This window comes from Lysinibacillus sp. FSL M8-0337 (genome assembly GCF_038593855.1).
Classification (GTDB): Bacteria; Bacillota; Bacilli; order Bacillales_A; family Planococcaceae; genus Lysinibacillus; species Lysinibacillus sphaericus_D.
In genome coordinates, this window is record NZ_CP151996.1 from 4,268,676 (window position 1) to 4,283,941 (window position 15,266).

Sequence of the window (15,266 nt, forward strand, 5' to 3'; positions counted from 1 at the left end):
CCTATCGTGTCGTTATAAATAGTTTTGGCCAGTTAGATTGCCACTGTTTATTATCAATCCTCTTTTGATAAATCTCATGCAGTTGTGTATGTTTATAAAAGAACGGGGTCGGTGCTACAATACCCGACAGTAAATGCTGTATGCCATAAGGTACAGCCAATTCCAGTACACCTTTTGTAAGCCTTACACCAATAGCTGTTGGGATTTCCGGAAAATGTGCCATGCCATCAATAGACGATTGATAGGGTTCACTAGCGTTTACGATATGCATTCTCGCCTGATTTTTCACAGACCACGGTTCTTTTGGTAAGAGTTCCAATAAATGCTGTTCATAGTGCTTCTCTTGTTCTTCTGAAATTAGTTGCTTATCAAAATAAATAACATCAATATCAGCTAAAGGCGTTCTATCTTGATAGTCATGCAAATAATCCCACACCTTGGAACGAATAAAGCCAGCACAAACCCAACTGTCTGGTAACTGTTGTTGTTCCACACAACGCAAAATTTCCATCATCCACGCATCAGATTCAATCAACGTTATTAAATCTCGTTCTGTTTGTAACTTTTTCATTTATTTTAAACCCCTATTTTAAATGTACAGCTACGATGATTCTTTAGCCATTGTTTTTAGCAAGCCATGCTGTAATTTTTTCTGCTACCTGCTCAGGTGCATCGCGGAAAATATCATGCCCTGCATTCGGAACAGGCTCTACCTGAACATTGCTTACTTTTGCTTGGAAATCCGCTATACTTTTATTTCTTACTTGTTCCAGTTCAGCAGGTTTTGTAGCACTTACCAATAAAGTTGGACACTTGACATGCTGAAGTATGTGACAAATGGGTTCAGCATCAAGCCCTTTAATTAGCGATTGTGCTGTAAACGTAGAAAGAGCTAGTCTTATTTCGCCATCCAATTCTTTTACTTGTGCACGCGAAGCAGCTTCCAATTTAGCAGACCAGCGTGAAAGCTCCTCTTTTTCCGATTGAAAAAATTCATCCCAAGAGGAGAATCTAACATCGTTACAGAAACTTTCAATGTTCTGCAATTCCATTTCTACTGTCATCCCCATATCTTGTGAACTTAAATAGCCACCATCTAATAAAATAAGACCAGCTATTTGCTCTGGAAAAGTAGCTGCGTAATGTAAAGCTAAATCTGCACCTAAAGAATGTCCGATAAGATAAAATTTTTTATTACCTAACTTTTGGGTTAGCATCTTGTCGATTGATATTGTGACATTTGATGGGAGATAAGCCTCTTCTTCTGTCAAGGCTGATGCATACCCATGTCCAGGTAAATCAAATGATACGATATGATATGCTGGTAAATAATTTGCTAGTTCGCCAAATGCTAGACCCGTACTACCAAGACCGTGAAAAAAACCAAAGTTGGATGTTGGGCGTGTCCCCATTGATAGATTTCTTGCTGCAAGTTTATAGCCTCCCCAAGTTTATTATTGCTTATTGATGTTTCCATTAATTACAATAATAACCGTATCTATTAACTTTTCAAAGGGGTGGCGAAAATGAAGATTATTTCCATACGCAAGGAGCCAAGCTATGCTGAAATGGCGATCCGATATATTCAAAGCAAATGGGCAAGTGAGGAAAGTATGATGCTCTATGAGGATTGTATTGCCCATTGCATCGATGCACAGGCACCTCTCCCACAGTGGTATGTATTAATGAATAATGATGAAATCATCGGCTGTGCTGGTTTAATTACCAATGACTTTATAAGTCGGATGGATTTATATCCTTGGGTTTGTGCGGTGTATATTGAGGAAAGCCATCGTGGTCATGCCTATGGTGCATTACTATTAGAGCAAGCTAAAAAGGATGCAAAGCAACATGGTTTTCCACAGCTTTATATTTGTACGGATCATATCGGTCTATATGAGCGCTATGGCTTTTCCTATATCGGCACTGGCTACCATCCTTGGGGAGAAAGCTCTCGCATTTATGCAGCAACTCTAGATTAAAAAGGTTGCTGGCAATTGCCATTGCTACGAATTCAAGTGATTGTAAAGGTCGCCTTAGCTACTTAAATGTTCGTGAATAAGCTTCCACTCATTATTCATAACAGTAAAAACATTCGTTGCTCTCCCGCTACCTGATACAAATGTGCCATTATGATAGCCTTCATAATGGTATGTATAGATACATGTAGCGGCATTTTCATCAGCAGTAAGCCATTGTACATTGGTTGCACGATATACCTCATCTTGAATAACATGCCATGCATGCTTGAAATAAGCTTCTATTTCTTCTAGCGACGTGCATGTTCGATCCGTAAACCAATAAACCGCCTGTGGATGTAATAATGCTTTGACGTTATTAAAATCATGTGTATTTGTTGCATCAATATAACGTGATAAAGCTTGTTGATAGCCCATTTTTATACCTCCTTCTGCAAAGTTGTATAGGGTATAATTGAGTTGTTTTCTGACAAAGTAGTTACTTGTTCAAGAATTATTCATTCACCAATTTTTTACTGTTGATACTAAAACTCATTTTTATTCTTCGTTCTCTGTTTTCATGTACCTCTTCGCCTTGTACTAGTCTAAGCGCAATTTTACTATCATCATCTACTTCTAAATAACCATTTTACTATATGACAAAGAAAAACATGAGCACTAGAAACGGTTTTCTAACCATGTATCTACTGTAATAGATACATGGTATTCTAGTAGTTCTTCAACATTATTCTAATTGACTTATATTGTATTTAGTATAACATATAATACATATTAAGGAAAAAATGCAACCTTTTTCATAACAAGCATTATTAAGATTAAGAAAGAAGTTGATTTATTGAATTTCAACCATTAAAAATAATGATTAACAACCTTTGGGAACAACAACCCTTTCTTAAGTGAAAAGTCTATGTTAGATGAAACAATTAAATTCTCTATACATCCTTCTCTCTTAAATATAAACTATTTTAGATTTCTAGTAAGGAGACATTTTGATGAAGTGGTTTGTACATGCCTTGAAGAACACATTCAATTTTAGTGGTCGCGCTCGACGACAAGAATATTGGATGTACTACCTTTTCGGAATTATTATTTCATTTGTAATAGTAATGATTGAAGAGATGCTAAATCTCAAATTTTCACCAGAGGTGGGAATACTCAGCACGTTGTTTGGAATAATCTTTATGATTCCTAGTTTGTCTGTGACGGTCCGCCGTCTTCATGATATAGGGCGCAGTGGAGCATGGATTTTAATCATTTTCATCCCCTTTGGCGCAATCGTACTATTTGTATTTACAGTGCTTGATAGTCAGCCACAGACAAATCGTTGGGGTCCAAGCCAAAAACCTTTACAGTCGGATTCTTCATATAGTGTGTGAGTATCTACATAGTCTAAACATACTTGCAAAACATAATATTCTATGAACATATGAGCGTCCTTGCGGTTGCACGGGCGTTTAACTATACATATTATTCTATAACGTCATTGTAAAATTCCATCCATTCAATGCACTTTTCTCCTATGTTTCAACTTTCAAAACACCCTCTGGAATAATTTGTTTCATCAATAGCCTTCACTGCTATCTAGTAACGATGTACTCAACATATCTGTTACTGCAGAATATAAGTTTTCTGGGTTTTCAGCAAGACGATGACACAAGTATAAATACCACTCTTGCCCATATGGCAGATATACCTTACAGTTATATCCCTTTCGTTGTAAACTTTGAATTAAGTCTGGACGAATGCCATAAAGCATCTCGATTTCTACATTTGATTGTTGAAAATAGTGACGTTGTTCCATCTCTTGTATAAGCACTTCATCATGGGTTGCTATTGAAAGAGGATGATTCCACTTGATTAACTGATCTATAAATTGTAGATAACGATGATTCAATGCTTCTGACCTCTCCATTGCAATAGTACTTGGCTCTTGAAATGCCCCTTTGACCAATCTTATCTTTCCAGGATATTGAACAAGCTCTTGTAAATCCATTTCAGTGCGGTATAAATGAGCTTGTACTGTAATTCCGATATTGTCGTATTGCGCTGCTATCTTTTTATAAATGTCGAGAATAGCATCCGTTTTTGAAGATTCCTCCATACTAACCATTAAAATAATGCCATGCGTATTAGCATGCTGAACAAGTTGAAGCAAGTGATTATAAGCAATTTCCTTGTCTATAGATAGTCCTATATGCGATAAATCAAACGATACGGTTTGCTTCAAAGACAGCGCACCCATTCCGTCAATTAGCGACATAAATTCCTTCATAGCCTTTTGACATTCCTCAAGATTCACAGTATTTTCGCCTATAAACTCCAGTGAAACTTGATAATCTTTGGCTAATAAATTTTCTGCTACAGCAATGGCGTCTGCTCTAACTTCCCCTGCCACATACCTTCTTGCAGCTTTTAACAATAATGGATACAGCTCTTTCGATTGTTGGAATGCATCTTTCATTTGATTATTTCTTGCAGCCGACTTCAATGCTTCAATAACTAACTCGTGTGGTTTTTTCATCTATTCATCTCCTGTTTATTATTTAAAATTACTCTATCATGGTAATATTGGTAAAAATAGAGCCACTTATTATACTTTTTGACGGTACCAATTTTATAAAGGAGTAAAACAAATATGCTATGGATACCTATAAATAGAGCGTTAGATATACCATTAAATAAACAGGTCTATCAACAAATTCGTGAAAAAATTTTAAATGGAACATTACAAGGCGGCGAGAGATTGGCTTCAACACGTAAACTTTGTTCTGAATTAAATGTTTCCAGAAATGTCATATTAGAAGCCTATGAGCAACTCGTGGCAGAAGGATTTTTAGTTTCCTATAGAGGCTCTGGTACATTTGTTGCCGATGGTGCCTGCTTAGCTCAACCTAGCAAAGAAACTTTCCAAAAAAAGATAGAAGATAAAACAGCAGCATCAAAAATTGATTTTCGTTCGGGCATACCTGCGTTAGACTTATTTCCCCGGAAAACATGGGCAAAATTATCTCATACTATATGGAACGATACGAATCCTACCATTTTTGGTTACGATCAACCCGAAGGTCGATATGAATTAAGAGAAGTATTAGCTAACTACTTACTGCGGACAAGGGGTGTTGACTGTCATCCAGATCAAATTGTTATCACCTCTGGCGCTACACAAGCATTGACTGTTATCGCTAGATTATTTTTGTCAGCAAATGATGAAGCGATTATGGAAGACCCTATTACAAATGATATTCAAACGATATTTAAATCTTCTGGAGCTTCTATTTATGCCATTCCTGTCGATCAATGCGGTATGCGAACAACCTTACTACCGCAAGATAGACAGCCAAAATTCGTCTTTATTACCCCTTCTCATCAGTTTCCATTAGGGGGTACTTTACCAATCCAACGCAGAATTCAATTAATAAACTATGCAAGGCACAAAAAATGTTATTTGGTAGAGGACGATTATGATAGTGAATTTAGATATGAAGGTCCTCCTGTAAGTTCATTGCAAGGATTAGACCCCCATCGTGTGCTTTACATTGGATCTTTTAGTAAAATTCTTTCACCCGCATTAAGAATTGGTTATTTGGTTCTCCCACTAGACCTTGTTGAAAAATGCCGTCAGCTTAAATGGTTTTCAGATTTACACACGCCTTCGATAGATCAGCTTATTCTTGCTCGTTTTATTAAAGAGGGTTACTTAGAACGACATATTGCAAAAATGAAAAAGTATTATAAGAATAATAGAGATTTTCTTATCCAATGTTTACATACAACTTTTTCAAATAAAATAAAGATTTTAGGCTATTCCACTGGATTGCACCTCGTTGTAGAAATGCAAAACATCCATTTCTCAAGTGCATTACTTGAAAAAATCGAGCAATTTGGTGTGAAAGTATATCCCGTAGAAGATCATTCCATTAGTAAAGGGAAACATAACGATCAAATTATATTAGGATTCGGACATTTAAAGAAAGATGAAATACAAGAAGGCATAACGCGTTTATTTCGTGCAATCTTTCATAAGTAAAAAGAAATGGCTGCTCTTAACACCAAGTTCGCATAACTTTTCCCATCTGAATATGCATAATTGACATGGCTATTACAAAAGCTGAAAAGTCATTAAAAACCCCTGAGCATACTTGTGCTCAGGGGTTACTTATTATTGCTTAAAAGCTGTTGCAATTGCAAGTGCCTTCATTGGGTCCTTGATGGAATCAAGCGTATAGATAAGCTTTCCATCCTGCCATACGATTAAGTTTCCTGTTTTATAAACATCTAAATGTAACATACCGTGTTCATGTGGGATTGGAAGTGTATGGGATTCTAAATATTGTACTGCTTGTTTTGCCAGCTCTACTCCAGCTTCTGGATTATCTGTTCGGGTATGAGTTGCTAATGCCCATCTTCCCTCATTCCAACCAGTCCATAACGAGCCCGCGCCTGCATCCTGATAACCAGTCATATTGAACCCAAGCGGAACTTGTTGTCCTCCATTTTTACTAAATTCTTCATAAGCAATCTGTTCGCTTGCCTCATCTATACTGTCATAGAGCTTTACAGTAAGCTTGGCAATCGCAGTTGCCGCTGTCGCATTTTTTAGCTTTACATCATTAACCGGAAGATACTCTTTACTTTCTAGAAATAGAACTTCGGCTTGTTGTTCTTCACTTTTAGTTGTTGCGGTTAAAAAAGCTCCTTCCGTTAGTGGAAGATTCGTTGGCAAAACAATGGCTAGTTCTGTTCCAAGCTGCTCCTTTATCGTTTTCAATGCTTCTGCCTGCGTGAGAGAAGAGACTGTGTCTTTAGATGTTGTTTCAGAAATACAAAGTTTATTTTCGTTCCATTGATGGTCTTGTTGTGAATCTTGTTTACTATTCGTATCTCTTTCAGTACATGCGCTAATCATACTAATCGTTAGTATGGTTATAAAAAATAATTTTTTCATCTAGACACCTCAATATTTGCTTTTTATCTATTACGTCCTATTTTTTCGAGTGTGCCCGAAGATCTATAACATCAATAAGAGTCTCCCCACTTTAAAAGTCGAGCAATTGATTACTGAAATTACGTTAATGTTCCCCACTTTTTGCTGTCTTAAACGTCAAACTAACGGAGTTCATTAATTTGCTTCGTCAACTCATTAAATTTCCGATCAAGCACAGCATATTCCTTATCTTTGGCGGTTAGAAAGCTGAGTTTACCAAGTATTTCTTGCCTTTCATTTTCTAACTTTAGCCGTTGTGCACTTGTATCATCTTGTTGCTGTGGTATGCTCTCTCTCCATTTTTTAACAATTCCTTTATTTTCAAGCTGCCACACAATATTTGTTGTTTTCTCAATAAAATAGCGGTCATGCGATACAACGAGCAATGTACCTGTATAGAGCTCCAAAGTTTTCTCTAATTGCTCTCTTGAAGGCAAATCGAGATGATTCGTTGGCTCATCTAAAATTAGCACATTCTTTTCTTCTAAAATATACGCCATCAGCTTACACTTTACACGCTCGCCCATACTCATATTGCCAATAGGTGCTGTCCAATGACTTGCAGTAAATCCTAAATGTTTCATGACATTGCGGACTTTCCCTCTTTCCTCGAACGTCTCCTTGTAAAAATATTGCTCTGGTGTAAGATGTAGTGGCAAATCAAATACATCCTGCGTTAAATAGCCGATAGTAGCTGCAGGTGATATCCACAAATCGCCATTTGCTTTTTCTTGTCCTGTCAGCACCTTCAACAAAGTCGTTTTGCCGCTACCATTTGGCCCTGTTATGGCAATTTTTTCACCAAATTGTATTGTCATAGTTAGATCTTGAAATATAAGACGCTGACCAAACGATTTTGTTACATGCTTACATTCTAAAAATCGTTTGCCTACTCGCTGGTTTGTCTCTACTGAAAACCGCACTTCCTCTTCTTGCTTAGGCGGCTCAACTTTGCTCTTTGCTAACTCCTTTTCCAAGCGCTTTTTCTTTGATTTTACTTGTGCATCCATTCGTTTTGCTTTTACTCGGTAAAACTCTTTAAAGCTCTCCTGCTTGGTCGATTGTGCATGTGCCTTTTGCGACCAAGAGGATAGCTCATTCATCTGCGCTTCAATCCGTTCAATATTCTTTTGCTGCTTATCATAGGCACGTTGTTGCGCTAACCTTTGTTGCTCTCTAGCCGCTATATAACTTGTATAATGCCCATTATGTTCTAGTAGTTTACCATCTTCCAAAGACCATATTTTAGTAGCGACTTCGTCTAAAAAATAACGATCATGAGAAACAACAATAATTGTACCATCATATTTTTTTACTTGAGCGATAAGCATCGCTGTACTTGTTTCATCTAAATGATTTGTCGGTTCATCCAACAATAATAATTGCGCATGTTGTGAAAAACCTCTTGCTAGTCGCCTTTTTAGCTTTTCTCCACCGCTTAATGCTGCAAACTCGATGTTTGGCACATGCCATTTAGCAAGTAAATCTGCTTCTTCTGCGCTTACTTCCCAACTGTCTATAGTTGCTTGCTCTTGTTCCACATAGGCCATTTTAACATGCTGTAACGGCACTAACTGCCCTGCCGTAGGAGTTAGTATGCCTTGAATAAGCTGTAATAATGTCGATTTGCCAGCTCCATTTTTTCCTATAATCCCAATGACTTCACCTTGTTTTACTGTAGCCGTCACCTGTTCAAAAATTTGTATGTCTCCTACCTCATACTGTACATTCTGTATTTTTAAAAGTTCTTTCATTTTATCCGTTCCTCTCTATATAGAGGGACAAAAAAATCCCTCCAATTATTTTGGAAGGATTAGTCGCGAAATATCAAACACAAAAAAGCTCAATGTTTGAGCCTTATTATGAGATGCTCCAATACTAAAAATGCCACACCAAGCGCAGTCGTACGGTAATTTGCATTTTTAGTATACGTTCAACAATAGCAGACGTTTGAGCCTACAATCGTGTACATTATGGAAAATGGGCAGACTAATCCTATTTTTGATTCATTGAAATATACATTTCATGTGCAAAAAATAAGATTAGTTAATCATTAGCCACCCATCGTCCCTTCATGTTTAGTTACAATTATTGTAACATCAATTACTTAAAAACAGAATACATTCGCTTCGTATTTTCATCTCGCGTCTTTTAGAAATTTGCTAAGGAACAATGCCCACTTAAATTTCGGCAGTTTTCTACATGCTCCACCCGAATCCCTTACGATTGAAATCCATTATCTAAAACATTCAAACGAAAGAATATGATCTCTCGTTAATGTACGGAAACGCCATCCATATCTATTACTCCAGCGGAATCCCGCAATAAATTCTCTACCTATGACCGTAGGGAAAAACCAAAAACTTCTTCCGTTGTTCATCCATAAATACGTGTTTCTAAATAAACACGATTGAATGCCATTTGAGCCACCATGCCACGCGGGCATAGGTGGCGCAAAGTTTGGTGGAGCACTCATTGGCATTTGCCCAGAAGACGGTGGTCCAAAGTTTGGTGGTTGGCCCATATTTGGTGGTGGTCCAACTGGTGGAATACCTGGAACATTCCAACTTGGACCTCTGAAATTTTCCCCATAATTATTATTTGGATATAAATTCAATACAAACTCCCCCCTTTTACATACTTCACTATATGTAAGGGGGCGAAAGTCGCTTGAGCAATTAGCCTACCATATAACGATGTTTACGTTAAATACGATTGCATCACGCGCCAATCCGCTAACTTTTCGTCGAAGGATTTTATATTTTTCCCAGGGATTGGGCTAGTCGATGGCATCTTTTGATAGGCTCGTTCATCTAAAACCTCAACACCAATATGCTTTTTAAACACTTCAAAAGCTTTCCCACCATTAAAGAGCACAAGTTCTATATTGGGATACTGTTTAAAAAGCGTTTTAAAATCATTTGGTTTTTCATTGCGAATGGCGGCATCTAAGCTACCCTTGCGTTCACACGATTCGATAGTATCCCAAAGACCAATCCCATTTTCCTTTAACAACTCTATTCGCATTTTATAATCTTCCGGTATTGTTCTCTTTACTATCTGCCCAATAATAGCCCAAAAGTGATTGCGCGGATTGCCATAATATTGCTGTTTCTCTAATGATAGCTTTCCTGGCATTGAGCCAACAATAAGCACCTTTGTTGAAGCATCAACAACAGGTGGCAGTACATTTTTCACTTCATTTGACATAGCCATCACTCCTTGCTTTTATTGTTACACTAAGTTGTTACAAGGAAACTTAGCCACTATAAAATAACTCGAACTCTTTATTTGGTGTATGCTATTCTATTCCCAAATACACTCTTTTTACAATATGGCAAACAAAAACTATCTAGAGGTGAAATATGAGAAGTTTATTCCAGTCTCTAACAGTTAAAATGATTTTTTTAATGTCGATTTTAATTTTAATGATATGCGGGCTCTTTATGTATCTATTACAAGAACATATACGAGATACAACAGAAAAGCAAATAGGCGTGGAAGCATTAAATATTGCCAAAACAATCGCTTCCATGGAGGAGATTATTACAGCATTCGAGCAAGAAAATCCAAGTGACATGATCCAACCTATCGTCGAACCTTTAAGAGAGGAGATAAATGCTGCATTTATCGTAGTTGGCAATGCACAAGGTGTCCGTTATTCCCATCCAGAAAAAGATCGAATAGGACATTACATGGTCGGCGGGGACAATGATGCCGTATTACTAGATAAACAAGCCTATATTTCTAAAACGGTTGGTTCATTAGGAGAATCTATTCGAGGTAAAGCCCCTATTATGATAGACGACAACATTATTGGTGTTGTTTCTGTCGGGTTTTTAACCGTGCATATTGATACAATCATCAAAGACCATCTTATGAAGTGGCTCAACTACACAATTACTATTCTCTTCATAGGTATACTTGGGGCAATTGCCATCTCTCTTTATATTAAAAAATTATTATTTAATATGGAACCAATCCAAATTGCTAAATTATATCAACAAAACAAAGTGATTTTAGAAACGACGGAAGAAGGGATTATTGCTGTTGATCATTTAAATCAAATTACCACTATTAATAAAAGTGCATACGCAATGCTAGATTCTACTCACAATCAATCAATTTCAGCGTGGATGGGAACTAAAATCGAGCAGATTTTCACACCTAAAATCGTTGCAGAACAACATATTCATAACTTAGAGCTAACACTAAATGAACATATTATCATCTTAAATAAAGCGCCTTTAGTGGAAAAGAAAAGGAAAATAGGTTCTTTATATACCTTTAGAAAAAAAGTAGACATCCAAAAAATTATTGATGAACTGAAACAAGTCAAACAGTATGCCAATATGCAACGCGCCTATACACATGAATTTGCGAATAAGCTTCATATTATTCTAGGTTTGCTGTTTTCTAAACATTATAATCAGGCAATTGAGTACATTAAAGAACAACGAAATATTCATCTTAAACAGCAGGCTTTTCTAAAAAGTAATGGAACATCCCCTCTACTCTTAGCATTAATTCAAGGAAAACTGGCAGAAGCAACGGAACTGGGCATTAAACTTGAGCTGAAGGAAATTCCCCCATCTATGAAATTATCTAAACTTCAGGAAGATGCTATTCTTACAGCACTTGGCAATGTTCTTCAAAACGCTATTGAATCTTTAAAAAACTTGGCGTCCTCCGATAAAATAATTCAATTATCTATTAACGATTATAAAAATCATTATTTATTGGAGATTCAAGATAACGGCCCCGGTATTGACCACAAGTTGTACGATAAAATTTTTGCAAAAGGTTTTTCAACGAAGGAAGGCTTAGATCGAGGACATGGCTTAACAATCAGCAAAAAAGCTCTTGAAAAAATAAATGGAGATATTTTATTAGATGCTGGAGATTTATCAGGAGCGTGTTTTTTAATTATCGTTCCTAAAGGAGGTAAGCGCTTATGACTGCAGCCTGCACAAGTGTATGGATTATAGAAGATGACTTTAGAGTTGCAAACATTCATGCAGATTATGTTCATTCAATAGGTGGTTTTATCGTTACTGAAAATTTACGGACTGGGCAAGAAACAATTGAAAAGCTCAAACAATCCACCAACTTGCCAGCGATTATTTTAACCGATTTGTATATTCCTGATGTTGAAGGGAGCTCTTTAGTACACCATATACGGCATCATTATCCTGCCATCAAAATAATCGTTATTTCTGCTGCAACAGAAAGAGATTTAATAAAAGAGATCATAGATTTAGGCATATTAGATTACTTAATTAAACCTTTTGAACAACAACGACTTCATCAAGCGTTTACAAAATATTTGCATGCATTCCATTTATTTCAACACACATCAAACTTCACGCAAGTTGACCTTGATTCCATATTTTATCGTGAATCAACTGCTACAGAAGATACCTTTGTAAAAGGCATTGATTTACACACATTACAGGCGGTTAAAGAGGTCTTCGAAAAATTAACAACCAAGGAACTTACAGCCTCCCAACTGAGTGAAATAATCGGTTCTAGTCGTTCAACTGCCCGCCGCTATTTAGAATACTTAGTTGGTGAACAGTTTTTGTACATCAAACCGATATACGGAACAATCGGTAGACCTGAAAGAAAATATATATACTATGGAACTTATGAACAAAATGAATAGTATGTATCTTATCTAACATATGACCATATTATTCCCTCCCTATTTACAGCATGCTACCTTTTAGTAGTCAGAATAATCAATTAAAGGGAGGGGTTTTTTTGAGCTTAAGTATCCTTGGTTTCATCACCATTATCGTTATTATTGCCTTATTAATAAGTGGGCGTGTCTCGCCGCTTGTTGCAATGGTTATTCCACCGATAATCGCTACCTTTATCGCTGGCTTTCGTTTCGAGGAATTAGGGGAATTCTTTAGTTCCGGACTAAGCTCTGTGATGAACGTAGCGGTAATGTTTATCTTTGCTATTATCTTCTTTGGTATTATGCAGGACGTTGGATTATTTGAGCCATTGATCAACAAAATGATTGCGCTTACAAAAGGGCGTATTGTTGTCGTTGCTATTGTAACTGTACTAATTGCTGTTGTGGCTCAACTAGACGGGTCTGGTGCTTCTACATTTTTAATTACGATTCCAGCACTATTGCCTTTATATTTACGCTTGCGCATGAATCCATACTTATTACTTTTATTAATTGCTGGAGCTGCAGCAGTGGTGAACATGGTTCCTTGGGGAGGTCCATTAGGGCGGGTGGCTTCCGTGTTAGAGGTGGATATCACTGAACTATGGTATCCGTTAATACCCATTCAAATCATTGGTGTTCTATTAATGTTAGCTTTAGCCTTATACCTTGGCTTTAGAGAAAAGCACCGTATCTTAAAGCAATACGGCACACTTGATTTTACGCATGACGACCAACATATTACACAAGGTGTTGTGTCATCCGAAGTAGACCTATCTTTACGGCGACCAAAACTATTGTGGGTGAATGCAGTAATTGCTGTCATGGTAATCGGGGTTTTAGTCGCGGGTATTGTACCGGCAGCATTAGCCTTTTTAATCGGGGTAGCCATTGCTCTGCCAATTAATTATCGTACACCTAAAGAACAGATGGAGCGCGTGCGGACACACGCTCCGAATGCGTTAACGATGGCGTCGATTATTATTGCAGCAGGCTTATTTTTAGGCATACTAAATGGCACAGGCATGTTAAATGCTATTGCCAATAATGCCGTCAATATTTTACCGTCAGCACTATCATCTTATTTGCATATTATTATCGGTATATTAGGTGTACCCTTTGATTTATTATTAAGTACGGATGCCTATTATTTCGCCTTGTTCCCTATAGTTGAACAGATTGGTTTATCTTTTGGTATTGACTCTCTCTCCACTGCATATGCGATGATTATTGGTAATATTGTCGGTACGTTTGTTTCACCACTTGCCCCTGCTGTCTGGTTAGCTTTAGGCTTATCTGGTTTAGAGATGGGGAAACACTTAAAATACTCTTTCTTTTGGATGTGGGGGTTAAGCATTGTTTTACTAGGCATTGCAATCGCGATAGGGATTATTACCATATAAATTAGCAGTGACCAGTTGTCGACTCGTGTATCGACAACTGGTTTTTAGTTATAACGAAAATATAGAACCCATAAGTATTGCTTCAGAATGTTTTTCATGTAATTTATTTGATGCATGCTTTTGTATATATGTTCGGACCATTTCATAACCAATACAGTAACCTATGTGTGAAGGAAGCTTCCCACCATATAAAAACTCAATATGATGATCTAAGCCCTTAACATTCATGTTAGGCAAAAAATATGTCTTCCATATAGCTAACATTTTGTCCGTAGAATAATCTTTCAACCAAGGCGCTAACCATTTGGCACCGTATAATTCCTCCACTGCACATTCCGCTAAGCCCTCTATAATTAATGAATCTAATAGCGTTACTTCCTCTAGTGATTTGTTTAAGTACCATAGTCGACAAACATGATTATACTCATGTGCAAATAACGCCTGTAACTCTTGCTTTTCCAATTCTCCTATAAATAAAAACAGAGCATCTGGATACGCAACTCCATTTTTATTTGTGACGCTTTGCTCCTGTGTGAGAGGAAAAATATAGATAGGTATATCAGGTCCGCCCCATTTCTTCTTTAAATAGAACAATTCTTCTCGTACAATTTGCCATGCATTTTGGTCTTGTAGTTTTTTCATATCGATATTTTCATGTGCTCGAAACAGCCCTTGTTGCTGTAATTCAAATTGGATTTGTTGTGGCGTTCCACCTTTAAAATGGTCTAGTAATCTACTACAAAGAATTGAACATTGTAAATCTTCAAACGCTCTACTATGCGTCAATTTTTGACTAGTTTTGAACTCATGTAGCCAATCATCTGTTGATATCACCGACATTCACGCACCCCCTTGCGATAGCTTATGTTCCAATAGACAATCGGCTAGTGATAAATGTATGCAACGGCATATATTAACTTGTAAAGACGTAGAAAGGAGGAGATTCTTGTGAATCCAACTGATTGTTATAATCTTTGCTGTAAATATCACGGTAAACGTGTAAGAATTACTGATACATCTGGCAATGTTCATGTTGGAGAAATAACGAAAGTGGATAGAAAACAGGTATGGATTCTACCTGATAGACAATATAGAGGATATGGTTTAGGTTTTTGGGGTTGGGGCTTTAGACCAGGATTTGGCGCTGGACTTGGCATTGGTTTTGCATTTGGAGCAATTGCCGGTATTGCGTTGGCACCTATATTATTTTTCTAATC

Annotated in this window: 16 protein-coding genes; 7 read left to right on the forward strand and 9 right to left on the reverse strand. The window is 37.1% G+C overall.

Going from position 1 to position 15,266, the window contains the following annotated elements:
- Window position 1: 1 nt before the first annotated feature.
- A complete protein-coding gene (locus tag MKY08_RS20770; protein WP_069508122.1) occupies window positions 2-571 on the reverse strand; it encodes a nucleotidyltransferase family protein in 570 nt (189 codons plus the stop codon).
- A gap of 43 nt (window positions 572-614) precedes the next feature.
- A complete protein-coding gene (locus MKY08_RS20775) occupies window positions 615-1,412 on the reverse strand; it encodes an alpha/beta fold hydrolase (protein ID WP_069508124.1) in 798 nt (265 codons plus the stop codon).
- A 114-nt stretch (window positions 1,413-1,526) separates the two neighbouring features.
- On the opposite strand from MKY08_RS20775, the gene MKY08_RS20780 reads away from it, so the two are divergent.
- Entirely contained in the window at window positions 1,527-1,982 is a 456-nt protein-coding gene (locus MKY08_RS20780) for a GNAT family N-acetyltransferase (RefSeq protein ID WP_069508126.1), read from the forward strand.
- 54 nt (window positions 1,983-2,036) lie between these two features.
- On the opposite strand, the gene MKY08_RS20785 is transcribed toward MKY08_RS20780, so the two are convergent.
- Window positions 2,037-2,396, reverse strand: coding sequence for a nuclear transport factor 2 family protein (locus MKY08_RS20785; RefSeq protein WP_038510005.1), 360 nt, complete (start codon window positions 2,394-2,396; stop codon window positions 2,037-2,039).
- A gap of 575 nt (window positions 2,397-2,971) precedes the next feature.
- On the opposite strand from MKY08_RS20785, the gene MKY08_RS20790 reads away from it, so the two are divergent.
- Complete coding sequence (locus tag MKY08_RS20790; protein ID WP_024360822.1) at window positions 2,972-3,355, forward strand: DUF805 domain-containing protein; 384 nt, start codon at window positions 2,972-2,974, stop codon at window positions 3,353-3,355.
- A gap of 185 nt (window positions 3,356-3,540) precedes the next feature.
- Here MKY08_RS20790 and MKY08_RS20795 read toward each other — a convergent pair whose 3' ends face one another.
- On the reverse strand, window positions 3,541-4,500 hold the full coding sequence (locus tag MKY08_RS20795; RefSeq protein ID WP_069508128.1) for a proline dehydrogenase family protein: 960 nt from the start codon (window positions 4,498-4,500) through the stop codon (window positions 3,541-3,543).
- 114 nt (window positions 4,501-4,614) lie between these two features.
- Here MKY08_RS20795 and MKY08_RS20800 point away from each other — a divergent pair, with 114 nt between their 5' ends.
- Complete coding sequence (locus tag MKY08_RS20800; RefSeq protein ID WP_069508130.1) at window positions 4,615-6,006, forward strand: PLP-dependent aminotransferase family protein; 1,392 nt, start codon at window positions 4,615-4,617, stop codon at window positions 6,004-6,006.
- Window positions 6,007-6,138: 132 nt separating this feature from the next.
- On the opposite strand, the gene MKY08_RS20805 is transcribed toward MKY08_RS20800, so the two are convergent.
- From MKY08_RS20805 to MKY08_RS20820, 4 genes are all read right to left on the reverse strand, one after another.
- Window positions 6,139-6,924 carry a hypothetical protein gene (locus MKY08_RS20805; RefSeq protein WP_069508132.1) on the reverse strand — a complete coding sequence of 262 codons (786 nt, stop codon included), beginning with the start codon at window positions 6,922-6,924 and terminating at the stop codon, window positions 6,139-6,141.
- A gap of 161 nt (window positions 6,925-7,085) precedes the next feature.
- Complete coding sequence (gene abc-f, locus MKY08_RS20810) at window positions 7,086-8,717, reverse strand: ABC-F type ribosomal protection protein (RefSeq protein ID WP_069508134.1); 1,632 nt, start codon at window positions 8,715-8,717, stop codon at window positions 7,086-7,088.
- Between the two features lie 482 nt (window positions 8,718-9,199).
- Window positions 9,200-9,580: a hypothetical protein gene (locus MKY08_RS20815; RefSeq protein ID WP_025220782.1), complete on the reverse strand. Its 381-nt coding sequence runs from the start codon at window positions 9,578-9,580 to the stop codon at window positions 9,200-9,202.
- A gap of 83 nt (window positions 9,581-9,663) precedes the next feature.
- Window positions 9,664-10,173 (reverse strand): DNA-deoxyinosine glycosylase, encoded by a 510-nt coding sequence (locus tag MKY08_RS20820; RefSeq protein WP_069508137.1) that lies wholly within the window; start codon window positions 10,171-10,173, stop codon window positions 9,664-9,666.
- A 155-nt stretch (window positions 10,174-10,328) separates the two neighbouring features.
- Here MKY08_RS20820 and MKY08_RS20825 point away from each other — a divergent pair, with 155 nt between their 5' ends.
- From MKY08_RS20825 to MKY08_RS20835, 3 genes are all read left to right on the forward strand, one after another.
- A complete protein-coding gene (locus MKY08_RS20825) occupies window positions 10,329-11,921 on the forward strand; it encodes a sensor histidine kinase (RefSeq protein ID WP_069508139.1) in 1,593 nt (530 codons plus the stop codon).
- Entirely contained in the window at window positions 11,918-12,628 is a 711-nt protein-coding gene (locus tag MKY08_RS20830) for a response regulator (RefSeq protein WP_069508141.1), read from the forward strand. Before MKY08_RS20825 ends, MKY08_RS20830 begins: the two co-directional genes overlap by 4 nt.
- 98 nt (window positions 12,629-12,726) lie before the next feature.
- Window positions 12,727-14,049, forward strand: a complete 1,323-nt coding sequence (locus MKY08_RS20835; RefSeq protein WP_256093095.1) for a citrate:proton symporter — start codon at window positions 12,727-12,729, stop codon at window positions 14,047-14,049.
- 48 nt (window positions 14,050-14,097) lie between these two features.
- Here the strand turns inward: MKY08_RS20835 and MKY08_RS20840 are convergent, their stop codons facing one another.
- Complete coding sequence (locus tag MKY08_RS20840) at window positions 14,098-14,889, reverse strand: DUF2268 domain-containing putative Zn-dependent protease (RefSeq protein ID WP_069508145.1); 792 nt, start codon at window positions 14,887-14,889, stop codon at window positions 14,098-14,100.
- Between the two features lie 108 nt (window positions 14,890-14,997).
- On the opposite strand from MKY08_RS20840, the gene MKY08_RS20845 reads away from it, so the two are divergent.
- On the forward strand, window positions 14,998-15,264 hold the full coding sequence (locus MKY08_RS20845; RefSeq protein WP_069508147.1) for a hypothetical protein: 267 nt from the start codon (window positions 14,998-15,000) through the stop codon (window positions 15,262-15,264).
- Window positions 15,265-15,266 lie beyond the last annotated feature (2 nt).